Source organism: Caulobacter segnis (assembly GCF_019931575.1).
Classification (GTDB): domain Bacteria; phylum Pseudomonadota; class Alphaproteobacteria; order Caulobacterales; family Caulobacteraceae; genus Caulobacter; species Caulobacter segnis_C.
Genome location: NZ_CP082923.1, coordinates 4,749,209 through 4,769,033 on the forward strand (window position 1 = coordinate 4,749,209; position 19,825 = coordinate 4,769,033).

General features: G+C 69.2%; 22 protein-coding genes. 4 read left to right on the forward strand and 18 right to left on the reverse strand.

Annotated elements, in window-relative coordinates:
- Nucleotides 1-79: 79 nt before the first annotated feature.
- Together yaaA and K8940_RS21680 are read right to left on the reverse strand one after the other, a co-directional pair.
- Nucleotides 80-847: a peroxide stress protein YaaA gene (gene yaaA, locus K8940_RS21675; protein ID WP_223392109.1), complete on the reverse strand. Its 768-nt coding sequence runs from the start codon at nucleotides 845-847 to the stop codon at nucleotides 80-82.
- Nucleotides 848-889: 42 nt separating this feature from the next.
- The gene (locus K8940_RS21680; protein WP_223392110.1) at nucleotides 890-1,288 is read right to left on the reverse strand and encodes a DUF1801 domain-containing protein; all 399 of its coding nucleotides are present in this window, start codon (nucleotides 1,286-1,288) and stop codon (nucleotides 890-892) included.
- 91 nt (nucleotides 1,289-1,379) lie between these two features.
- Here K8940_RS21680 and K8940_RS21685 point away from each other — a divergent pair, with 91 nt between their 5' ends.
- Entirely contained in the window at nucleotides 1,380-1,682 is a 303-nt protein-coding gene (locus K8940_RS21685) for a hypothetical protein (protein ID WP_223392111.1), read from the forward strand.
- 10 nt (nucleotides 1,683-1,692) lie between these two features.
- Here K8940_RS21685 and K8940_RS21690 read toward each other — a convergent pair whose 3' ends face one another.
- From K8940_RS21690 to K8940_RS21705, 4 genes are read right to left on the reverse strand one after another with little or no spacing between them, the layout of a single operon-like run.
- Nucleotides 1,693-3,102, reverse strand: a complete 1,410-nt coding sequence (locus K8940_RS21690) for an FAD-binding oxidoreductase (protein ID WP_223392112.1) — start codon at nucleotides 3,100-3,102, stop codon at nucleotides 1,693-1,695.
- Between the two features lie 23 nt (nucleotides 3,103-3,125).
- Complete coding sequence (locus K8940_RS21695) at nucleotides 3,126-4,103, reverse strand: L-threonylcarbamoyladenylate synthase (protein ID WP_223392113.1); 978 nt, start codon at nucleotides 4,101-4,103, stop codon at nucleotides 3,126-3,128.
- Nucleotides 4,034-5,329 (reverse strand): YceI family protein, encoded by a 1,296-nt coding sequence (locus K8940_RS21700; protein ID WP_223392114.1) that lies wholly within the window; start codon nucleotides 5,327-5,329, stop codon nucleotides 4,034-4,036. Before K8940_RS21700 ends, K8940_RS21695 begins: the two co-directional genes overlap by 70 nt.
- A 34-nt stretch (nucleotides 5,330-5,363) precedes the next feature.
- The gene (locus K8940_RS21705; protein ID WP_223392115.1) at nucleotides 5,364-5,996 is read right to left on the reverse strand and encodes a YceI family protein; all 633 of its coding nucleotides are present in this window, start codon (nucleotides 5,994-5,996) and stop codon (nucleotides 5,364-5,366) included.
- A 183-nt stretch (nucleotides 5,997-6,179) separates the two neighbouring features.
- On the opposite strand from K8940_RS21705, the gene K8940_RS21710 reads away from it, so the two are divergent.
- Nucleotides 6,180-7,937 (forward strand): acyl-CoA dehydrogenase, encoded by a 1,758-nt coding sequence (locus K8940_RS21710; RefSeq protein ID WP_223392116.1) that lies wholly within the window; start codon nucleotides 6,180-6,182, stop codon nucleotides 7,935-7,937.
- Between the two features lie 52 nt (nucleotides 7,938-7,989).
- On the opposite strand, the gene K8940_RS21715 is transcribed toward K8940_RS21710, so the two are convergent.
- Nucleotides 7,990-8,967, reverse strand: a complete 978-nt coding sequence (locus tag K8940_RS21715; protein WP_223392117.1) for an alpha/beta fold hydrolase — start codon at nucleotides 8,965-8,967, stop codon at nucleotides 7,990-7,992.
- A 147-nt stretch (nucleotides 8,968-9,114) separates the two neighbouring features.
- Here K8940_RS21715 and K8940_RS21720 point away from each other — a divergent pair, with 147 nt between their 5' ends.
- Nucleotides 9,115-9,537, forward strand: a complete 423-nt coding sequence (locus tag K8940_RS21720; RefSeq protein ID WP_223392118.1) for a MarR family winged helix-turn-helix transcriptional regulator — start codon at nucleotides 9,115-9,117, stop codon at nucleotides 9,535-9,537.
- 143 nt (nucleotides 9,538-9,680) lie between these two features.
- On the opposite strand, the gene K8940_RS21725 is transcribed toward K8940_RS21720, so the two are convergent.
- Nucleotides 9,681-10,163 carry a peroxiredoxin gene (locus K8940_RS21725; RefSeq protein ID WP_125155039.1) on the reverse strand — a complete coding sequence of 161 codons (483 nt, stop codon included), beginning with the start codon at nucleotides 10,161-10,163 and terminating at the stop codon, nucleotides 9,681-9,683.
- Nucleotides 10,164-10,292: 129 nt separating this feature from the next.
- Here K8940_RS21725 and K8940_RS21730 point away from each other — a divergent pair, with 129 nt between their 5' ends.
- On the forward strand, nucleotides 10,293-10,898 hold the full coding sequence (locus K8940_RS21730) for a YqgE/AlgH family protein (protein WP_223392119.1): 606 nt from the start codon (nucleotides 10,293-10,295) through the stop codon (nucleotides 10,896-10,898).
- A gap of 9 nt (nucleotides 10,899-10,907) precedes the next feature.
- Here the strand turns inward: K8940_RS21730 and K8940_RS21735 are convergent, their stop codons facing one another.
- The 10 genes from K8940_RS21735 to cyoE form a co-directional block, all read right to left on the reverse strand.
- Nucleotides 10,908-12,575 (reverse strand): putative bifunctional diguanylate cyclase/phosphodiesterase, encoded by a 1,668-nt coding sequence (locus tag K8940_RS21735; RefSeq protein ID WP_223392120.1) that lies wholly within the window; start codon nucleotides 12,573-12,575, stop codon nucleotides 10,908-10,910.
- Between the two features lie 36 nt (nucleotides 12,576-12,611).
- Nucleotides 12,612-13,190 (reverse strand): GNAT family N-acetyltransferase, encoded by a 579-nt coding sequence (locus K8940_RS21740; RefSeq protein ID WP_223392121.1) that lies wholly within the window; start codon nucleotides 13,188-13,190, stop codon nucleotides 12,612-12,614.
- 40 nt (nucleotides 13,191-13,230) lie between these two features.
- A complete protein-coding gene (locus K8940_RS21745; protein ID WP_223392122.1) occupies nucleotides 13,231-14,499 on the reverse strand; it encodes a M16 family metallopeptidase in 1,269 nt (422 codons plus the stop codon).
- A gap of 46 nt (nucleotides 14,500-14,545) precedes the next feature.
- Nucleotides 14,546-15,943, reverse strand: a complete 1,398-nt coding sequence (thrC, locus tag K8940_RS21750) for a threonine synthase (RefSeq protein ID WP_223392123.1) — start codon at nucleotides 15,941-15,943, stop codon at nucleotides 14,546-14,548.
- Nucleotides 15,943-16,629 (reverse strand): SURF1 family protein, encoded by a 687-nt coding sequence (locus K8940_RS21755; protein ID WP_223392124.1) that lies wholly within the window; start codon nucleotides 16,627-16,629, stop codon nucleotides 15,943-15,945. Before K8940_RS21755 ends, thrC begins: the two co-directional genes overlap by 1 nt.
- Entirely contained in the window at nucleotides 16,622-16,984 is a 363-nt protein-coding gene (locus K8940_RS21760) for a DUF983 domain-containing protein (protein ID WP_223392125.1), read from the reverse strand. Before K8940_RS21760 ends, K8940_RS21755 begins: the two co-directional genes overlap by 8 nt.
- Nucleotides 16,985-17,056: 72 nt before the next feature.
- On the reverse strand, nucleotides 17,057-17,929 hold the full coding sequence (locus tag K8940_RS21765; protein WP_223392126.1) for a cytochrome c oxidase subunit 3: 873 nt from the start codon (nucleotides 17,927-17,929) through the stop codon (nucleotides 17,057-17,059).
- Between the two features lie 71 nt (nucleotides 17,930-18,000).
- Complete coding sequence (locus K8940_RS21770) at nucleotides 18,001-18,657, reverse strand: cytochrome c oxidase assembly protein (RefSeq protein WP_223392127.1); 657 nt, start codon at nucleotides 18,655-18,657, stop codon at nucleotides 18,001-18,003.
- Nucleotides 18,638-18,796, reverse strand: a complete 159-nt coding sequence (locus K8940_RS21775) for a hypothetical protein (protein ID WP_223392128.1) — start codon at nucleotides 18,794-18,796, stop codon at nucleotides 18,638-18,640. The genes K8940_RS21770 and K8940_RS21775 overlap by 20 nt, the downstream gene beginning before the upstream one ends.
- Nucleotides 18,793-19,815 carry a heme o synthase gene (gene cyoE / locus K8940_RS21780; protein WP_223392129.1) on the reverse strand — a complete coding sequence of 341 codons (1,023 nt, stop codon included), beginning with the start codon at nucleotides 19,813-19,815 and terminating at the stop codon, nucleotides 18,793-18,795. Before cyoE ends, K8940_RS21775 begins: the two co-directional genes overlap by 4 nt.
- Nucleotides 19,816-19,825: the final 10 nt, after the last annotated feature.

Sequence of the window (19,825 nt, forward strand, 5' to 3'; positions counted from 1 at the left end):
GCCCCAATGATGTTGCGACGCAACATATAGCTCGCCACTGCGAGAGGCGAGCGCTTATTAAATTCACCAGTAGATGAATTCAGGGCTGTGGGCGAGCGAAAACCCAGTCGGCCTCGGTCGAGAGCGACGGCTGGAATCGGTAGCCGTCCAGGTCGAAGCCCTTCAGCCCCTCGGCGCGGTCGACGCGGTTGTCGATGGCGTAACGGGCCATGCGGCCCCGAGCCTTCTTGGCGAAGAAGCCCAGCACGCGCAGTTCGTTGCCCTTCTCTTCCTTGAAGTGGCAGGTGACGACCGGCAGCTTCAGCGCCTTGGCGTCGACGGCGCCGAAATATTCCTGGCTGGCCAGGTTCACCAGGGTGGGATCCGTATGCCCCTCGGCGGCGGCGTTCAGGGTCTTGGAGATCGTCTCGCCCCAATAGTCGTAAAGATTATGGCCGCGCTTGGTCTTCAGGCGCGTGCCCATCTCCAGGCGATAGGGCTGCAGGGCGTCGAACGGACGCAGCACGCCGTACAGACCCGACAGGATCCGCAGGTGGTCCTGGGTCCACTCCAGGGCGGGACGGTCCAGCTCGCGCGCGGCGAGGCCCGCATAGACGTCGCCATTGAAGGCGATCACGGCCTGCAGGCCCTCTTCCAGCTCGGAGTCGAAGGCCTGGAACCGCTCGCGGTTCAGCTTGGCCAGGGCGTCGGAGATATGCATCAGGCGTTTGAGGTCGGCGGCCGTCAGCTTGCGCGTGACCTTGGCCAGCTCGACGATCTGGGCCTTGAGCTCAGGCGTCGTCAGAGGCAGGGCCTGGGCGGGCGCGGTGAAGTCCAGCGACTTGGCGGGCGAGATGACCATCAGCATGAGCGGGGAGATAGAGGCTTAAGCGCGACGGCGCCAGCTATGTCATTCCCCGGAATCGACACGTCGCCGCATGTCCCTATGGGCGGCCAAGATCAGGTCAGCCAACGCCGCCTCGGCCACCGGCCGCCCCCAGTGGATCTTCACGTGCCGCATGCGCTTGCCGCCGCCTTCCAGCAGGCCCGCGGGATCCTCCAGCGCCGCGCCCTCGTAGAAGCCGACGCTCACGTGCGCCTTGAAGGCGTCGACATAGGCGAAGGCGACGTCCTCGACACAGGCGGTCGGATGGCCATCGTGCATCAGCTCGCGGACGTCGGGGCCGCTCTCACGGAGGCGCTCGAACCAGGACCGAGCGACCTGGCGCAGGGGGTCGTCCCCGGACAACCAGGCCTGGACCTCGGCGTCGCGCCGCACGGCGCTGGGAAACCTGAACAGCGTGCTCACGCCGCCAGATTGGCGCCTTGGCCGAGGAAGTCGAGGGGATACCCGACGGCTGAGCCTCGACCCCGGCGCGCGGCGAGGCTATCAGCGGCGCATGACCCAATCGCTCGGCCTCGCCGCCGCCCTCGCCTGGCCCGTCCCGATGATCGTGGCCCTGTTCCTGGTCGCGCGGGACCGGACGCTGAAGTACCGCATCCTCTGGGCCGTGGTCTGCTTCGTCGGCATCGGGGCGCTGTGGGTGCAGCAGTCGACCGGCCGTTGGGGCTTCATCCCGGTGGCGATCAACCTTCTGGGGCCAGGCTCGCAGCCAGGGTTCTACAAGGCGACCTTCCCGGCCGGCGCCGTCGCCGTGCTGATCCTGCTGTGGCTGCGCGCCCGCAAGCGCGCGAGCCTCTAGACCAGAGCCCTCAGAACAGGATCCGGGGGTTCATGATCCGCTTGGGATCCAGCGCCCCGCGGATCGCCCGCAGGGCGGCGACCTCGATCGGATCCTTGTAGGTCAGGGCCTCGGCCGTCTTCATCGCGCCCAGGCCGTGCTCGGCGCTGATCGAGCCCGAGAAGGTCGCGGTGATGTCGTGGACGATCTTGGCGCCCGCCTCACGCAGGGCGTCGTGGGCGTCGTCGTCGGCGCCCGGAGCCCTCAGCACGTCATAGTGGACATTGCCGTCGCCGACATGGCCGAAGGCGACGATGCGCGTTCCGGGAAAAGCCTTCTCGATCGCGGCGTTGGCCTGGCCGATGAAGTCGGGAATCTTGGAGACCGGCACCGAGATGTCGTGCTTCCACACCGCGCCTTCCGGCTTCTGGCCCGCCGAGTGCCCCTCGCGGATGTGCCAGAAGGCCTTCATCTGGGTTTCGGTCTGGGCCACGGCCGCGTCGGCGATCAGGCCGCGCTCCAGGGCGCCGGTCAGCAGCCTTTCGAGGGCCGCCTCGGCCGCGCCGGGCTCGCCGCTGGCGATCTCGATCAGCACGTACCAGGGATGCTCGGTCGGCAGCGGGTCGCGCAGGCCCGGCACGTTGCGGACCGTCAGGGCGAAGCCCAGCCGGCCCATCAGCTCGAAAGCCTCGACCGCGCCGCCCGTCTCGTCCTTGGCCCGGGCCAGCAGCTGGATGGCGTCGGCCGGCGAGCCCAGGCCGACGATCGCCACCGCCCGCGAGGCCAGGGGCGCGTGCAGCTTCAACGAGGCGGCGGTGACGACGCCCAGCGTGCCCTCGGCCCCGATCAGCAGCTGCTTGAGGTCGTAGCCGGTGTTGTCCTTGCGCAGGCGCTTGAGGCCCTTCCAGATCTCGCCGTTGGGCAGGACGGCCTCGATCCCCAGCACCTGCTCGCGCATCATGCCGTAGCGCAGGACGGCCGTGCCGCCGGCGTTGGTCGAGATCAGCCCGCCGATCGTGCACGAGCCTTCCGAGGCCACGCCCACCGTGAAGCGGCGACCGACCTTGGCCGCCTGCTGGTGGGCCTCGTACAGGGTGACGCCGGCCTCCAGCACCATGGCGTCGTCGATCGGGTCGACGTCGCGGATCGCCGTCAGCTTCTGGGTCGACAGCAGGATCTCGCCGTGCGGGATCTGGCCGGCGACCAGGCCGGTGTTGCCGCCTTGCGGCGTGATCGCCACGCCCTCGGCCGCGCAGATCCCCACCACGGCGGCGACCTCGGCGGTCGTGCGCGGGGTGACCAGCAGCGGCGTCTCGCCCGTCCAGCGGCCGCGCCACTCGACCAGCTTGGGCGCGATCACGTCGGGATCCTGACTCCACCCGCCCTCGCCGAGCACGGCCTTCAAGCGGGAGACGACATCGGCGGGAACGGGCTTGGTCATGGTGGGATCATACCCCTGGAAAGTCAGCCGATGAAGCCCGCCGCGCGGCGCAGGCGGTCGTTGATCGCCTCGCCCAGGCCGTCTTCCGGGATGGGCGCGACGGCGATGGCCGAGGGCTTGGTGCGGTCGGCGGCGCGCAGGAACGAGAACAGATTGGCCGCGGCCTCGGCCAGATCGCCGGTCGGGCTGAGATTGAAGATCCCCTCCCCGCTGGCGCCGCCGCCGAACGCCAGATAGGCCTCGCCCGCCTCGGGCGCCTTGGCGTTGATCCGCACCGGGGCGTCGGGGGCGTAGTGCAGGGCCAGACGGCCCGGCGAACGCTTGGCGTCATCGTCGGCCTCGGCCAGCGGGCCGACGATCTGCTGCAGCTGCACGCGGGTGACGGCGCCCGGACGCAGCAGACGCGGCTGGCCCTCCAGCACCGAGACGACCGTGGACTCCAGGCCGACGGCGCAGGGTCCGCCATCCAGCGCGGCGGCGGCCTTGTCGCCGGTCTCGGCCACGGCGTCGGCGAAGGTGGTGGGGCTGGGCCGGCCCGAGCGGTTGGCCGAGGGGGCCACGACCGCGCCGCCGAACGCCTCCAGCACCGCGTGCGAGATCGGATGACCCGGCACGCGGATGGCCACGGTGTCCAGGCCCGCGCGGGCCAGGTCGCAGACCGCGCTCGTATCCTTGATCGGCGCGACGATGGTCAGAGGGCCCGGCCAGAATTCGCGGGCCAGGGCGTAGGCGCGATCGTCGAGATCGGCGATCCGGGCGGCGGTCTCCAGGTCGGCGACGTGGGCGATCAGCGGGTTGAAGCGTGGTCGGCCCTTGGCCTCGAAGATCGCCGCCACGGCCGCCGGATTCGAGGCGTCGGCCCCAAGCCCGTAGACCGTCTCGGTCGGCAGCAGCACCAGCCCGCCGGCGCGCAGCGCGTCGGCGGCCTTGGCTATTTCGTCTTGGCGGTCAGCGCGAAGCTCACCGTCACCTTCGCCGCGATTTCGTCCGTCGACGCCCATTCGCCCTGTCCAACTCCGAACGTCGTCCGGTCCAGGGTGGTTACACCGCGCGCGGTCGCCGTGTCGCCGTCGATCTTCAGGGTGAAGGGCAGGCTGAGCGGCTTTTTCACGCCGCGCAGGTCCAGGGTCCCGTCGGCGACGTACTTGTTCTCACCGGTCTTGCGGAACTTGCTCGCGGCGAAGACGGCCTTGGGATGCGCGGCGGTGTCGAAGAAGTCGCCGCTGGGCAGGCTTTCGTCGCGCTGGGCGTCGCCGGTGGCGGCCGAGGCCATGTCGATGGTCACCGTGACCTTGGAGCGGTCCAGGGCCTGCGGCGAGAACAGGATGTCGGCCTTCCAGGTCTTGAACTGACCCTCGATGGCGCTGCCCGACCAGGTGGCGGTGAAGCCCAGGGACGCGCCCTTCTGGACGGTCCAAGCGACGGGATCCTTCAGGGCCGCTTCCGGAGCGGCCTCGGCGGCGGCGGGCGCGGCGGCGGTCGGCGTCTCGGCGGTTGCGGCCGGCGGCGAGGCGGCGGGGGCCTCGACCGGCGCGGGCTCGGGCGTCGCGGGGGCGGTGGGCGCGGCCGCCTTGACGGCCGGCATGTAGAGATAGCCGGCGGCGATCACCGCGATCAGGCCGGCGGCGGCCAGCCAGGCGCGCGGCTCCTTGATCCCCGGCTTGGCGCCTGGCGCCATGTTCCCGAACACCTCGTCCTTATCGAGGATCTGGTGCTTGGCCACCGCGCCCAGGTGCAGGACCAGAAGCAGGTAGGTCAGCTTGACCAGCACGCCGTGGCCGATCTCGCCGATCTCGTGCCAGACATGCTTGGGCGCGGCGGCCAACTCGGGCAGGCCCGGGATGTGCGGCCACGGGATCGCGCCGAACAGCAGGGTCGGGATCGGCACGCGGCTGGTCGAGACCAGGATCCAGCCCGTCAGCGGCAGGCCGATCATGATCACATAGAAGCCGATGTGCACCAGCTTGGACGCCGCCTGCTCCCACTTCGGTTGCCCCTCGAGCGCGGCCGGCGGCTTGTTGAACAGCCGCCAGGCCAGCCGCAAAAGGCTGAGCAGCAGGATGGTGATGCCGATCGACTTGTGCAGCTGGAACAGGGCGTAGGTGGTCGGCCCCTTGGGACCGTCCCCCATCCGCCAGCCCAGGATGATCTGGAAGATGATGGCCGCGGCGATCAGCCAGTGAATGACGATCGCCACCGTCGTGTAACGCGTACGGCTCGCGGCCATGGACATCTCCCAGACTTCCTAGATCAAGCTTGGCTTACTTCTTTTCGAACTCGACCTCGATGTTCAAGGTCACGTCGTCGCCGATCAGCGGGACATACTTACCCACGCCGAAGTCCGAGCGTTTGATCGTTGTCACGGCCGAGAAGCCCGTGCGCGTCTGCAGAGGGTTCATCCCCGAGCCGACGCCGTTGAAGGTGACGTCCAGGACGACCGGCTTGGTCACGCCATGGAAGGTCAGGTCGCCGGTCACCGAGCCGTGCTGGCCGTCGCCGACATTGATCGCCGTCGAGACGAAGGTGATGGTCGGGTACTTGGCCGCTTCCAGCCAGCCGTCACCGACCAGCTCCTTGCTGAACTTCAGGCCGAAGGCGTCGGCGCCAGTGGCGGTGTCCAGCGAGCCCGGATCGACCGTGACGTTGATCTTCGAGGCTTCCGGAGCCTTGGGATCATAGGTGAAGTCGGCGTCCAGCTTGGTGAAGCGCAGGGTGTAGTTCGAGAAGCCCATGTGCTTGAGCTTGGCGGTCAGCACCGCGTGGGTCTTGTCGAGCACATAGTGACCGGCGGGCAGGTCGGCCGGCTTGGTCGAGGTCACGCCCGGCGCGGCCAGCGCGGCGGGGGCCGTGAAGAGGGCCACGGCGAGGGCGGCATAGGCGTAGGGACGGATCATCGGGGGAGAGCTCCTAAAACTAGAACAGCACTAGTTACGGTTCCCCGACTTAGGCACTCCAGCACGGCTTTGAAGGGCCAGCCGATCACGAGACCGTGATCCTGCACATAAAGCTGTGGCCGACTTGGTGACGCCGCGTCACCCCGCCTAAAGAGTGGCCGAGATTTTTGGAGTTCCCCGGCCATGACCTACCGCGCCCCCGTCCGCGACCTCGCCTTCTCTCTGCGTCATGCGGCGGATTTCGGGCGGCTGGCCGACGCCTTCCCCGAGGCCGACGCCGACACGGTGGCGGCGGTGCTGGAGGCGGCGGGCGCGTTCGCCGCCGACGTGCTGGCCCCGCTGAACCGCCAGGGCGACCTGGTCGGCGCCCGGCTGGAAAACGGCGTGGTGCGCAGCGCTCCGGGGTTCGCCGACGCCTACAAGCAGTTCGCCGAGGGCGGCTGGGCCAGTCTCGCCGCGTCGCCGGAACATGGCGGCCAGGGTCTGCCCAAGACGCTGGAGGTGGCGGTGCTGGAGATGGTCCAGGCGGCCAACATGGCCTTCGGCCTCTGCCCCATGCTGAGCCTGGGCGCGATCGAGGCGCTGGAGCACCACGGCGACGACCGCCAGAAGGCCCTCTATCTGCCGAAGTTGGTCTCGGGCGAGTGGACCGGCACCATGAACCTGACCGAACCCCAGGCCGGCTCGGACCTGGCGGCCCTGACCACGGTGGCCACGCCGGATGGCCAGGGCGGCTGGAAGATCACCGGCCAGAAGATCTTCATCACCTGGGGCGACCACGACGCGGCCGACAACATCGTCCACCTGGTCCTCGCCCGCACCCCCGACGCGCCTCCCGGGGTGAAGGGGATCTCGCTGTTCCTGGCCCCGAAGGTGCTGGTGGGCGCGGACGGCTCGCTGGGCGAGCACAACGCCCTGCGGGTCGGCGGGCTGGAGCACAAGCTGGGCATCCACGGCTCGCCCACCTGCGTGATGCTGTTCGAGGGCGCCAAGGCCGAGCTGGTCGGCGGGCTGGGCCAGGGCCTGCCCAACATGTTCACGATGATGAACGCCGCCCGGCTGCAGGTCGGCACGCAGGGCACGGCCATCGCCGAACGCGCCTACCAGCAGGCGTTGAACTTCGCCCAGGAGCGCGTCCAGGGCCGCTCGGCCTGGACCGGCGCCAGCCCGGCCCGGATCTTCGACCATCCGGACGTGCGCCGCACACTGGTTCTGATGAAGGCCCATATCGAGGCCGCGCGCGGCATCTGCCTGTCGACCGCCGTCGCCGCCGACCTCTCGCGCGCCGCCGCCGACGAGGCGACCCGGACCAGCGCCAAGCTGCGCGAGGAACTGCTGACCCCGATCGCCAAGGCCTGGTCGACCGACGTCGGCGTCTGGGTGGCCTCCCAAGGGCTGCAGATTCACGGCGGCATGGGCTTCATCGAGGAGACCGGCGCGGCCCAGCACTATCGCGACGCCCGTATCGCCCCGATCTACGAGGGCACGAACGGCATCCAGGCCATCGATCTCGTAGGCCGCAAGCTGATGCTGGGCGAAGGCCAGGCGCTCGGCGACCTGATGGACGACATCCGCGACACGATCGAGACGCTGGTCGCCGGCGATCTCAAGGCCGTTGGCCTGCGCCTGGAGGCGGCCCTGGACGCTGCGGCCTCGGCCACCGCGTGGCTGATCGAGCGTCGCACCAAGTCGATGCCCGACGCCCTGTCGGGCGCCTCGGCCTATCTGAAGCTGCTGGGCGACGTGGTCGGCGGCTGGATGCTGGCCAAGGGCGCCCTGGCCGCCGCGGGCGAAACCGATACGGCCTGGGCCGAGAGCAAGCGGGCCCTGGCCCGGGTGTTCGCCGAAGCGGTGCTGGCCCAGGTCCCGGGCGCGGCGGCGGGGGTGATGATCGGGGCCGAGGACTTCGCGGCGATGACGCCGGACGTGCTGGGGGCCTGACGCGAAAGCGCCCGTCCGCAGGGACGGGCGCCGCCACGCGATCGCTAGAGTCCTAAGCCTTGAAGAAGGCCAGGAGGTCGGCGTTGATGATGTCGGCGTGGGTGGTGGCCATGCCGTGGGGCAGGCCCGGATAGGTCTTCAGCGTACCCTTCTTGAGCAGCTTGATGCCGATCAGGGCGCTGTCGGCGATCGGGACGATCTGGTCGTCCTCGCCGTGCATCAGGAAAACCGGGACGTCGACGGTCTTCAGGTCGTCGGTGAAGTCGGTCTCGGAGAAGGCCTTGATGCAGTCGTAGTGGGCCTTGGCCCCGCCCTGCATGCCCTGGCGCCACCAGTTCTCGACGACGGCGGGGCTGACCTTCGCGCCGGGACGGTTGAAGCCGTAGAACGGACCGGCGGCCACGTCGTGGAAGAACTGGGCGCGGTTGGCGACCAGCGAGGCGCGGAAGCCGTCGAACACCTCGATCGGCAGGCCGCCGGGGTTCTTGTCGGACTTGACCATGATCGGCGGCACCGCGCCGATCAGCACGACCTTGGCCACGCGGCCGGGCTTGGCGCGCGCCGCGTAGTGGATCGCCTCGCCGCCGCCGGTCGAGTGGCCGACGTGGAAGGCGTTCTTCAGGTCCAGGTGGTCGGCCAGGGCGATGACGTCGGCGGCGTAGGTGTCCATCTCGTTGCCGGTGTCGGTCTGGGTCGAGCGGCCGTGACCGCGACGGTCATGGGCGATGACGCGAAAGCCCTGCAGGCGGAAGAACATCATCTGAGCGTCCCAGTCGTCGGCGCTCAGCGGCCAGCCGTGGTGGAACACGATCGGCTGGGCGTCCTTGGGGCCCCAGTCCTTGTAGAAGATCTGCACGCCGTCCTGGGTGGTGACGAAGCCGCTTTCGGCGCGATCCTTGCCGGCGGCCTTGGCGGGGGTGGCGGCCTTCGGGGTCGCGGCCTGGGCGGAAGCGCCCAGCGAGGCGGCGGCGGCGAGACCGAAGCCGGCGGTCATCACGCCGCGGCGAGAAGCTTGGTTCGACTGGCTCATGATCATCCCTCATTTCCTTGTCCGCGATAATCGTTATCGCGATAACGAAATAGCTAAACCCGAACCGAGGGCCTGTCCAGCATTTTATTTATCGCGATATCCTTTTTCGTGGTAAGAAAGAGTCAGTAGCGAATGGAGACGCCGCCGATGCGCCCCTTGGATCAGCAGATCTGCTTCACCCTGTACGCCACCAGCATGGCGATCACGCGCGCCTACAAGCCCCTGCTCGACGAGCTGGGCCTGACCTATCCGCAGTATCTGGTGCTGAGCGCGCTGGGCGAGAACGACGGTCTCACCATCGGCGGCGTCGCCGCGCGGCTGGACCTGGAGTCCAGCACCGTGACGCCGCTGGTCAAGCGCCTGGAGGCCGCCGGCCTGGTGGAACGCCGGCGCGGGCTGGAGGACGAGCGCAAGGTCGAGGTGACGATGACCAAGGCCGGCGCCGCCCTGCTGGAGCGCTCGGCCTGCCTGGGCGACCTGATGCTGGACCGGTCCGGCATGGACGGCGAGGCGCTGGAGGCGCTGAACCAGAAGATCCTGGCCCTGCGCGGATCGATCGTCGGGAAGTAGGCGGCGAGGCCGCGAAAATCCTCTTCCTACCGGGAGAGGTGTCGGTCCTAAGGGACGACGGAGAGGGAAGACGCAGGCTCGGCCACGCTTCCCCCTCCGGTCACTTCGCGACCACCTCCCCCGCCAGGGGGAGGATCAAGATCCTACAGCTGCTCCAGCAGGTACTCGGCCGACGAGACCTTGAACTGGCCGGCTTCCTCGACGTTCAGCTGGGTCACGACGCCGTCCTTGGCGATCAGCGAGTAGCGCTGCGAGCGCGGGCCCATGCCGAACTTCGACCCGTCGAAGTCCAGGCCGATGGCGCGGGTGAAGTCGCCGTTGCCGTCGGCCAGCAGCAGGACCTCGCCGTCGATGCCCTGGTCCTTGCCCCAGGCCTTCATCACGAAGACGTCGTTGACCGAGACACAGGCGATCGTATCGACGCCCTTGGCCTTCAGCTCGGCGGCCTTCTCCTTGAAGCCCGGCAGGTGCTTGGCCGAGCAGGTGGGGGTGAAGGCGCCAGGAACGGCGAACAGGGCGACGGTCTTGCCCTTGAAGATATCGTCGCTGGTGATCGGCGCCGGCCCTTCGGCCGTGCTGGTCATGAAAGTCGCCGCGGGCAGCGTGTCGCCAACCTTGATCGCCATGGGCCGTGTTTCCTCGTGTGTGCGATTGAATTGCGACTGATCGAATATCCCTCGGCGAGCCGGCCGCCAAGCACGCTTTGATGCGTTGTACGACTTGAAACCGTCACATCGAAAGCCAATGCTCGACCCATGGCCAGCTCCATCGAAGACGACGACCTTCCTGGCGACGAAGACGCCGAGTTCCTGACCGGGCGCCTGCTGGTGGCCATGCCCGGCATCGACGACCCGCGCTTCGAGCGGACGGTGCTGTATCTCTGCGCCCATGACGAGGAGCAGGCCATGGGCCTGGCCGTGAACCGCCCGGTCGACGGCCTGACGGTGTTCGAACTCCTGGAGCGGCTGGGCGTGAAATCCGACATCCAGGCGCCCAGCGACCTCGTCCTGCTGGGCGGGCCGATCGAGCGCGAGCGGGGCTTCGTCCTGCACACCGACGACTTCAACTCGCCGGACTCGACCCTGCCGGTGGCCGACGGCGTCGGCCTGACCGCCACCCGCGACGTGCTGGACGCCATGGCCAGCCCCCTCAAGCGCCCGCGCAAGGCCGTCCTGGCCCTGGGCTACGCCGGCTGGGGCCCGGGACAGCTGGAGCAGGAGCTGCGCGACAACATCTGGCTGATCTGCGACGCCGACGAAGGTCTGCTGTTCGACGAGGATCACGAGCACAAGTGGACCCGGGCGCTGGCGAAGCTGGGGGTCACGGCGGATCACCTGTCGGCGACCGCCGGGCGGGCTTAGCCCCTTGGCCTAGCCTCGCGCCTTCACCGGCGCGGCGCCGTCGACATAGGCCTCGTTCAGATAGACCTCGGCTTCCTGCGGCGACAGGGCCGGCGCGTAGCCGAAGCCCTGGCCGTAGTCGCAGCCCAGGGTCTGCAGGAGGCGGGCCATTTCGGCGTTCTCGACCCCCTCGGCGACGACTTCCAGGTCCAGGTCCTGGCCCAGCTTGACGACCGAGCGGACGATCTTGGCCGAGCCGGCGTTGGAGCCCATGGTGCGGACGAAGTAGCGGTCGATCTTCAGCGTGTCGAACGGCAGGCGCGTCAGGTACGACAGCGACGAGAAGCCGGTGCCGAAGTCGTCCAGCGCCAGGCCGGCGCCGGCCTCGCGCAGGGTGCGCAGGATCACGGCGGCCCGCTCGGGGTCGCGCATGATGTCGCTCTCGGTGACTTCCAGCTTCAGGGCGCCGCGCGGCAGGCGGTTGACGCGCAGGGTCTCGGCCACGTCGGCCACCAGGCCAGGGCGGTCGATCTCGCCGGTCGATAGGTTGACGCTGACGGTCAGGGCGCCCATCGCCGGGTGGGCGTCGCGCCAGGTGGCCAGCTGCTTGGCCGAGGTGTGCATCATGTGCGCCCCCAGCTCGCTCATCAGCCCCATCTCTTCGATCAGCGGCAGGAACTCGTCGGGCGGCAGCATGCCCCGGCGCGGGTGGATCCAGCGGGCCAGGGCCTCGAAGCCCGACAGCGCGCCGGTCGACAGGCGCACGACGGGCTGGAAATACGGAGTGATCTCGCCACGGCCGATGGCGCCGCGCAGGTCGGCCTCCAGCGCCAGGCGCGAAAGTCCGTCGGTCTCCATCGAGCGGCCATAGGCGGCGGCTCCGCCGCGACCGGCGGCGGACGCGGCCTCGACGGCCAATTCGGCGCGGCGCAGCAGCTCGGCCGCGTCGGGCGCGTCGAGCCCGCCTTCGGCCGAAACCGCGCCGATCGACAGGGTCGGGTGGATGTCGAAGCCGGCCACGCGCAGCGGCTGCTCCAGGGCCGAGCGCAGCACCTCGGCCGGCTCGTAGCCCTTGGGCTCGCACAGCACGGCGAACTCGTCCTCGCCAATGCGGCCCATCACGGCCTCGGCCGGGAAGGCGGCGGCCAGGCGCGAGCCGAGGGCGGCCAGCACCAGGTCGGCGCGCTCGTGGCCCAGGGCCTCGTTCAGGCGACGCAGGCGATCCAGGTCGGCCACGACCAGTTCGTGCACGCCGTTCTGACGCAGGCGCTCGCGGGCGCGGGCGATGAAGCCGCGACGGTCCAGGAGACCGGTCAGCTCGCAACGTCCGGACGCGGTGAATTTCGTTTCGGGCGCGACAACGCCGGCGGCGCGGACGCCCTCCTCCAGCCAGACGCCGCGCCAGAGGCAGATGTCGCCGCCGCGCACGCGGAAGCGGGCGATGACTTCCGAACCCGGCTCGCGAGTCTTGAGGACTTCCTCGGCCTGGGCGCGATCCTGCGGCAGGGCCAGGGCCCGGAAGGCGGCGGACGAGCACTCCGGGGCCAGCGGGCCCAGGCCCAGGGCGCGCGCCGCGCCGTTCAGGCGCAGGCGGTCGGCTTCGGGCTCCCAGATCCACAGGGCGACGTCGGCCCCGCCCAGCGCTTCAAGCGTGGCCGTGGTGTCCCAGATCCGTCGCTCACCCGTACGAAAAGACATGCCCGTCCCAAACTCGTCGGCGGCAGTCCCCAGCGCTTACTCGGGCGCGACCATGCCGAACAGACGATGATCTCGCCAACCGCCGTTAATTTTCAAATAAGCGGGCGCGTATCCTTCCTCCAAAAACCCGCATTTCAGCAAAAGCGCGGCCGAGGCCTGGTTTTCGGGCATGCAGGCGGCTTCAAGTCTGTGGAGGCCCAGACCCTTGAAAGCAAAGCGGATCACCACCTCGACCGCGTCGCGCATGTGGCCCTGACGCGTGAACGGCTGGCCGATCCAGTAGCCGACCGAGCCGGTCTGAGCGACGCCACGTCGCACGTGGAAAAGCCGCACGGCGCCGACCAGGGCGTCGTCGGCCCGGCGGAAGATGAAGAACGGATAGGCCTCGCCCAGCTCCAGCTCGCGGGCATAGGCCGACAGGCGGGCGCGGAAGGCCGCGCGGGTCAGGTCATGCTCGGGCCAGGTCGGCTCCCAGGGCTCCAGGAACGGGCGGGACTTGGCGCGCAGGGTCGCCCAGGCGCGATGGTCGCCGGGACGCGGAGGCCTCAGATAGACCTCACGTCCCTCCAGGCGCAGGCGGGGACGCGGCTTCAGGAACGGCAGCAGGACGGACACGGACGAAGCTCTGAATCGATCACGGCCGCACCTTCCGCTGTCACGCCGCCTGGAACAACGCCTTGGAGAACGCCTCGCCGGCCTTCAGCGCCGACTTGGCCCCGAGGACGGCGGTGGCGGCCTGGCCGCTCAGAAGCCGCTGGCCCAGGCGCGCGACGTCGGCGGCGGTGACCGCGTCAACCTCGGTCGCCAGCTCCGACGGCGGATAGAGACGGTCGAACAGCAGCACCTGCCCCGCGCCCTGCTCGGCCCGCGACAGCGGCTGTTCCCGGGCCATGAACATGTGGGCCTTCAGCTGGGCCTTGGCGCGGGCCAGCTCGGCCTCGTCGATGCGCTGCGCCAGCTTGGCGACTTCTTCGGCGCAGACCTTGGCGGTCTCGACCGCGTCGCCGGCCGCGCAGCCGGCATAGATGCCCAGGCCGCCATGGTCGGCGTAGGTGTCGGCATAGGCGTCGATATTGTAGGCTAGACCCCTCTTCTCGCGGGCTTCCTGGAACAGGCGCGAGGACATGCCCCCGCCCAGGGTCTCGGCGAAGATCCGCAGGGCGAAATAGTCGCCGTGACGCGAACCGCAGGCGGGCAGCATGAACACCAGATGCGCCTGTTCCAGTTTGCGGGCCTCGGCCTGGGGCCCGCCGACGAAGGCCGCGGGCGCGGGGATCTCGGCGCCGGGCGCGGCGGGCAGGTCGCCGAAGGCGCGCTCGGCGGCGGCCATCAGCTCGGCCTCGTCGACCGCGCCCGTGGCGCTGATCACCAGGCGGTCGGCGGCGTAAAGGGCCGCGCGCCAGTCCGACAGGGCCTCGACCGTGGCGGCCTCGACGGTCTTGTCGCTTCCCAGGATCGGACGGCCCACCGGGTGGTCGCCCCAGCTCGCGCGCTGGATCAGGTCGAAGACATAGTCGTCGGGCGCGTCGGCGGCCTCGGCGATCTCCTGGGCGACGACCTGCTTCTCGCGGGTCAGGTCGGCCGGATCGAGCGTGGGGCGGCGGAGCAGATCGGCGATGACGTCCATGCCAAGGCCCAGGCCGCCCTTCAGGGCGCGGACCTGGAAGCTGGTGCGCTCGTAGCCGGTGGCGGCGTTGATCGAGCCGCCCTGGTTCTCGATGACCTCGACGATGTCGCGGGCCGAGCGGCCGCCCGCGCCCTTGAACACCATGTGCTCCAGCAGATGCGACCAGCCCGACCGCGCCGGGTCCTCATAGGCCGCCCCGCGTCCCGCCACGACCGTCAGGGCCAGGGTTTCGAGGCCCGGCATCGGGTCGCAGACGACGCGGACGCCGTTGGGGAGGGTGCGGAGTGTCGTCGTCATGAGGCGCGGTATCTAGGCGCTCGCGCGGCTAGATACCAGCTTTCCCTCAGCTATTGGCCGCGAAGGTCCGCACGAAAGCCTTCACCGACGAGCCGTCGGCGGGCAGACGCTCGAACTTTTCCGGCTTCTTGGAGAGGTCCGGCGTGGCGCGCGGCGTGCTGGGCAGCAGGCCCGTGGCGGCCTGGACCGCCTCGGGGAACTTGGCCGGGTGGGCGGTCGACAGCACGACAACAGGCGTCGAGGCCGGGACGTCCACGCCCACGGCCGCGGCGAGGCCAACGGCCGTGTGCGGATCGACCACCTCGCCGGTCTCGTTCAGGGTCGACAGCATGGTCTTGGCGGTGTCGGCCTCGCTGACCGACGCGCCGCGGAACAGCTCGCGCATCCAGGCGTGGGCGCCCGGCGGGATGTCCAGCAGGCCGGTGTCGGCGAAGGCGCGGAAAGCCCGCCCCGTCTCGGTGCCGTCGCGACGGACGGCCTCGAAATAGAGCCGCTCGAAGTTGCTGGCGACCTGGATGTCCATGGCCGGGCTCTGGGTGGCGGCCACCGCGCCGCGCGAATAGCGGCCGGTCTCGATGGCGCGGGCCAGGATGTCGTTGGAATTGGTGGCGGCGGTCACCGAGTGGATCGGCAGGCCCAGCTTCTTGGCCACAAAGGCGGCGTAGGCGTCGCCGAAATTGCCGGTCGGCACCACGAAGGCCACTTCCCGCTCGGGCGCGCCCAGGGCCACGGCCGAGGTGAAGTAGTAGACGCTCTGGGCCGCGATCCGCGCCCAGTTGATCGAGTTGACGCCCGACAGGTCGACCGCGTGGCGGAACTGGTCGTCCTGGAAGGCCTGCTTGACGATGGCCTGGCAGTCGTCGAACGAGCCCAGGATCGAGACGCAGGCGACATTGGCGTCGGTGGCCGTGGTCATGAACCGGCGCTGCACCTCGCTGATGCGGCCTTCCGGGAAGAGGGCGACGATGCGGGCGTTCTTGCGGCCCCGGAACGCCTCGACGGCCGCGCCGCCGGTGTCGCCCGAGGTGGCGCAGATGATGGTCATCTTCCGCGACTGGCGCTCGAGCACGTAGTCATAGAGACGGCCCAGCAGCTGCATCGCCACGTCCTTGAACGCCAGCGTCGGGCCGTGGAACAGCTCCAGCAGGTAGCGGTTGGGCGTCAGCTGCTTGATCGGCGTGACGGCCGTATGGGCGAAGCTGGCATAGGCCTCGTCGCACATCTGGGCCAGGTCGGCGGCCGGGATGTCGTCGCCGACGAACTTGCCGACCACGGCGGCGGCCACCTCGGCATAGGGCTTGCCGGCGAAGGCGGCGATGTCCTTGGCCGTGAAGCTGGGCCACTCGGCGGGCACGTACAGGCCGCCATCGGGGGCCAGGCCGGCCAGCACCGCATCCAGGAAGCCGATGGACGCGGACTGGCCGCGGGTCGAAACGTAGCGCATCAGGGTCTCAGTCTCCGCCAGAGCATGGCGGCATAGATAAACAGCAGGGTTACGGCAAGACCGAACCACGTCAGGGCGTATTCCAGGTGCCGATTGGAAATTTCTGCCGGCAGCGGCGCGGGGGTGATTCCGGCCGGCGCGGGCGTTTCGCTTTCGGCCATCAGCACCAGCGGCGCGGGCTTGCGACCGGGGAAGCGCTTGAGAATCTCGGCGCGATCGCCGCCCAACTGCTTGATCGGGGTCAGAACGCCGACGACCCGGCGCGGCGCGTCGAAGGATCGCGGCGCCGGCGCGACCTGGCCCGTCAGGGCCGGAACGACGCCACGGTCCACCAGGATCATGTTGTAGGGGCCGGCCAGGACCGCGCAGGGGGCCTGGGCGCGCCAGACCACGTCACCGTCGCGAATGCCGTAGACCAGCGGCAGCGGCGGACCGGCGACGTCGCCGCAGTCGACGCTGACCCGGGTCCAGGCCAGGTCCTCGGGCCGCGCCTCGGCCGTGAGCACCTGGATCAGCGGCAGGGCCGGCGCGGTCTTCAGGGCCTCGATCCGCGCGAGCACACCTTCCTTCCAGTGCAGGCGCTGGACCTGCCAGGCGCCCAGGCTACAGAGGATGGCGAACGCGACGCCCGTGGCGACCGTCAGGCCGATCGGGAAGCCGGGTTTCTTGGGTTGAGGCTCAGACATCGCGGCGGCCGGCTTCCGAGGCCTTCTGGGCGATCTGGGCGGCGACCATCAGGCCCTTGGCCGGGCGCATCAGCCCAAGCGTGATGACCAGCACCGCCGGCAGCCAGACGATCAACAGGGCCCAGACCGGCCAGTTCCAGGCGAACATCGAGAACAGCGCCCCGAACGCGCAGATCGACCCGGCGATCAGGATCACGAAGGTCGCCGCCCCGTCGCCGGTCTCGAACTTGCCCAGCTCGAAGCCGCAGGCCTCGCAGGTCGGGGCGACCTTGAGGAAGCCGTCGAACAGATGGCCTTCGCCGCAGTGGGGACACAGGCCGCGCGCGCCGGCGGCGTAGGGATTGGTCTTGGTCATAAGCGCCAGGCCTTAAAACGAAAAAGGCCCGGAACGCTGGTCTGCGTTCCGGGCCCCTCGGGATCTTGCGATCTAGTGGGCCGAGGCCCCGAAGATCACGTAGATGAACGCGAACAGGAACAGCCAGACCACGTCCACGAAGTGCCAGTACCAGGCGGCCGCCTCGAAGCCGAAGTGCTGCTTGGGCGTGAAGGCGCCGTTCAGCAGCCGGATCAGGCAGACGATCAGGAAGACCGTGCCGACGAACACGTGGAAGCCGTGGAAGCCGGTGGCCAGGAAGAAGGTCGAACCATAGAGGCCCGAGTTGGCGGCGGCTTCCGAGTAGAACAGCTGCTCGTGGTTGATGTGGGCGTATTCGTAGACCTGGATGGTCGTGAACAGCGCGCCCAGCAGGATAGTCAGGATCAGGCCCCACTTGGCGCCCTTGCGGTCGCCGACCTGCAGGGCGTGGTGCGCCCAGGTGACGGTGGTGCCCGAGAGCAGCAGGGTCAGGGTGTTGACCAGCGGCAGGTGCCAGGGCGAGACGGTCTCGACGCCGGCGGGCGGCCAGGTGGCCCAGGCGGTGCGGACTTCCTCGATCGCCGACAGGGTGCGGTGATGATGGAACAGCGCCATCTCGAAGAACATCCAGAACCACGCCACGAAGAACATCACTTCCGAGGCGATGAACAGGATCATGCCGTAGCGCAGGCCGATCGAGACGACCGGGGTGTGGTCGCCGGCCTTGGCTTCCTTGGCCACGTCCGACCACCAGCCGAACATGGTGTAGAGCACACCGGCGATGCCGGCGGCGAAGATGGCCCAGTTGCCCTTCTCGATGCCGAGCACGCCGCCCTTGATCCAGCCGATCAGACCGATCGCCATGACGGTCGCGGCCATCGAGCCGACGAACGGCCAGGGGCTGGGCGGAAGGATGTGGTAGTCGTGTTTGACGGCGCCGGCCATGTTGCTGCTAACCCTTATATCCCTCTGATCCCGGTCGTGGTTTCCCCCCGCGCCGAAATCGTTGTGAAACGCTATAGCCCCCTCGACGGTGCGCCGCCAAGGGGTTCCACGATGCGCGGCGTCGCCGAAGCGGCCACTTTAGTGTTCTTGCCGTCGTCGACGGCCGGGAAGAACGTGTAGCTGAGCGTGATCTCGTTCTTGCCCTTGGTCTCGGGATCGTCCGCGAATTGGGGATCCACGAAGTAGACGACCGGGAACTCCACCGTCTGGTGGGGCTGGATCGTCTGGCTGGAGAAGCAGAAGCACTCCAGCTTCTGGAAGTACGGCCCCGCCGATTCCGGCACCACGTTGTACAGCGCCCGGCCGGTCTGCGGCTTGTCGGTGGGGTTGGTGACCTTGAAGAAGGCCAGGCCCGTATCGCCGATGCGGATGTCCTGGCTGGCCTGCATCGTCTGGAACTGCCACGGCAGCTCGCGGATGTTGGCGTCGAAGCGGATCGTGACCTTGCGGTCCAGGATCCTGGTCGGCTTGGCCTCGGCCTTGCGGACGGTGCCGTCGAAGCCCGTGGCCTGGCAGAACAGCTTGTACAGCGGCACGGCGGCATAGGCCGCGCCGACCATGCCGAAGAACGCCGCCGCGCAGATCAGGGCCACCTTGCCGTTGCGGCGGGCGGCCAGTTCCTGCGGGGTGAGTTCGCTGTCCGGTTTCTTAGTGCGGGTGCGCGACATTGCCGCCGAGCCTCACGAGGGTGACCACGAACACCAGGACGACGAACACCGCCAGGCCCAGGGCCAGGGCGATGTTGCGGCCATCGCGGGCCTTCTTAGCCGCGTCCTTGGCGGCCTTGTTGTCGACCGGTTGATTCACTTGAGCAGCTCCAGGGCGTGCACGCCCGCCACGGCCTCGCCCAGCAGGGCGGCGAACAGGGCGAAGAGATAGAGGATAGAGAAGGCGAACAGGTTGCGCGCGGCTTTCGAGCCGGCGGCCTTTTCATCCTCGGTGACGTCGTAGAGGGCGCGGTCGGCCACGCGCGGGTCGGCCGCGTCGCCGGCCTTGCTGGCGAACACCCGCCAAGCCAGGACCAGGAACACCGCCCCGCCCAGGGCCGCCACGGCCAGGTAGATCGGGCCGCCCAGGCCGGTCAGCACCGGCGACAGGCAGATCGGGATCAGCAGCAGGCTGTAGAGCAGGATCTGCTTGCGCGTCTCCTTGGCGCCCTTGACCACCGGCAGCATCGGCACGCCGGCCTTGGCGTAGTCGGTGGTGACGTACAGCGACAGCGCCCAGAAGTGAGGTGGGGTCCAGAAGAAGATGATCGCCACCATCAGCCACGCGTTCAGCGGCGCGTGGCCGGTTGCCGCGGCCCAGCCGATGGCGGGCGGCAGGGCGCCGGCCAGGCCGCCGATGACGATGTTCTGCGCCGTCCAGCGCTTGAGCCACATCGTGTAGACGACGGCGTAGAAGACGATGGTGAAGGCCAGCAGGCCGGCGGCGAACCAGTTGATGGCGAAGCCGAGGAACATCACCGAGAGCAAGGAGAGCACCACGCCCAGCGAGGCGGCTTCCTCGCCCTTGACCTTGCCGGCGGGCACCGGACGGCCGCGCGTGCGGCGCATCTGACGGTCGATGTCGGCGTCGTACCACATGTTCAGCGCGCCCGAGGCGCCGGCCCCGATGGCGATGCACAGCACCGCGATCGCGCCCAGCACGGGGTGGATCGGCGCGCGCGCGGCCAGCAGGCCGGTCAGGCCGGTGAACACCACCAGCGACATGACGCGCGGCTTCATCAGCTGGAAGTAGTCCTGCCAGCGGGCGGTCTGAGTCAGATCAGACTTTTGCGTGTCCGGCGAAACGGTGTCCGGAGTCATGGCGGCGGTCTTCGACATCGGATGTGAC

What these genes read in the sequence shown, in the direction of transcription:
- K8940_RS21705 (WP_223392115.1), bottom strand. Translation starts at nt 5,996, where the DNA reads ATGATCCGTCCCTACGCCTATGCCGCCCTCGCCGTGGCCCTCTTCACG.
- K8940_RS21720 (WP_223392118.1), top strand. Translation starts at nt 9,115, where the DNA reads ATGCGCCCCTTGGATCAGCAGATCTGCTTCACCCTGTACGCCACCAGC.
- K8940_RS21725 (WP_125155039.1), bottom strand. Translation starts at nt 10,163, where the DNA reads ATGGCGATCAAGGTTGGCGACACGCTGCCCGCGGCGACTTTCATGACC.
- K8940_RS21685 (WP_223392111.1), top strand. Translation starts at nt 1,380, where the DNA reads ATGACCCAATCGCTCGGCCTCGCCGCCGCCCTCGCCTGGCCCGTCCCG.
- K8940_RS21695 (WP_223392113.1), bottom strand. Translation starts at nt 4,103, where the DNA reads ATGGGCGTCGACGGACGAAATCGCGGCGAAGGTGACGGTGAGCTTCGC.
- K8940_RS21765 (WP_223392126.1), bottom strand. Translation starts at nt 17,929, where the DNA reads ATGGCCGGCGCCGTCAAACACGACTACCACATCCTTCCGCCCAGCCCC.
- K8940_RS21715 (WP_223392117.1), bottom strand. Translation starts at nt 8,967, where the DNA reads ATGAGCCAGTCGAACCAAGCTTCTCGCCGCGGCGTGATGACCGCCGGC.
- K8940_RS21755 (WP_223392124.1), bottom strand. Translation starts at nt 16,629, where the DNA reads ATGTCTGAGCCTCAACCCAAGAAACCCGGCTTCCCGATCGGCCTGACG.
- K8940_RS21690 (WP_223392112.1), bottom strand. Translation starts at nt 3,102, where the DNA reads ATGACCAAGCCCGTTCCCGCCGATGTCGTCTCCCGCTTGAAGGCCGTG.
- cyoE (WP_223392129.1), bottom strand. Translation starts at nt 19,815, where the DNA reads ATGTCGAAGACCGCCGCCATGACTCCGGACACCGTTTCGCCGGACACG.
- thrC (WP_223392123.1), bottom strand. Translation starts at nt 15,943, where the DNA reads ATGCGCTACGTTTCGACCCGCGGCCAGTCCGCGTCCATCGGCTTCCTG.
- K8940_RS21760 (WP_223392125.1), bottom strand. Translation starts at nt 16,984, where the DNA reads ATGACCAAGACCAATCCCTACGCCGCCGGCGCGCGCGGCCTGTGTCCC.
- K8940_RS21770 (WP_223392127.1), bottom strand. Translation starts at nt 18,657, where the DNA reads ATGTCGCGCACCCGCACTAAGAAACCGGACAGCGAACTCACCCCGCAG.
- K8940_RS21735 (WP_223392120.1), bottom strand. Translation starts at nt 12,575, where the DNA reads ATGTCTTTTCGTACGGGTGAGCGACGGATCTGGGACACCACGGCCACG.
- K8940_RS21730 (WP_223392119.1), top strand. Translation starts at nt 10,293, where the DNA reads ATGGCCAGCTCCATCGAAGACGACGACCTTCCTGGCGACGAAGACGCC.
- K8940_RS21745 (WP_223392122.1), bottom strand. Translation starts at nt 14,499, where the DNA reads ATGACGACGACACTCCGCACCCTCCCCAACGGCGTCCGCGTCGTCTGC.
- K8940_RS21700 (WP_223392114.1), bottom strand. Translation starts at nt 5,329, where the DNA reads ATGGCCGCGAGCCGTACGCGTTACACGACGGTGGCGATCGTCATTCAC.
- K8940_RS21710 (WP_223392116.1), top strand. Translation starts at nt 6,180, where the DNA reads ATGACCTACCGCGCCCCCGTCCGCGACCTCGCCTTCTCTCTGCGTCAT.
- yaaA (WP_223392109.1), bottom strand. Translation starts at nt 847, where the DNA reads ATGCTGATGGTCATCTCGCCCGCCAAGTCGCTGGACTTCACCGCGCCC.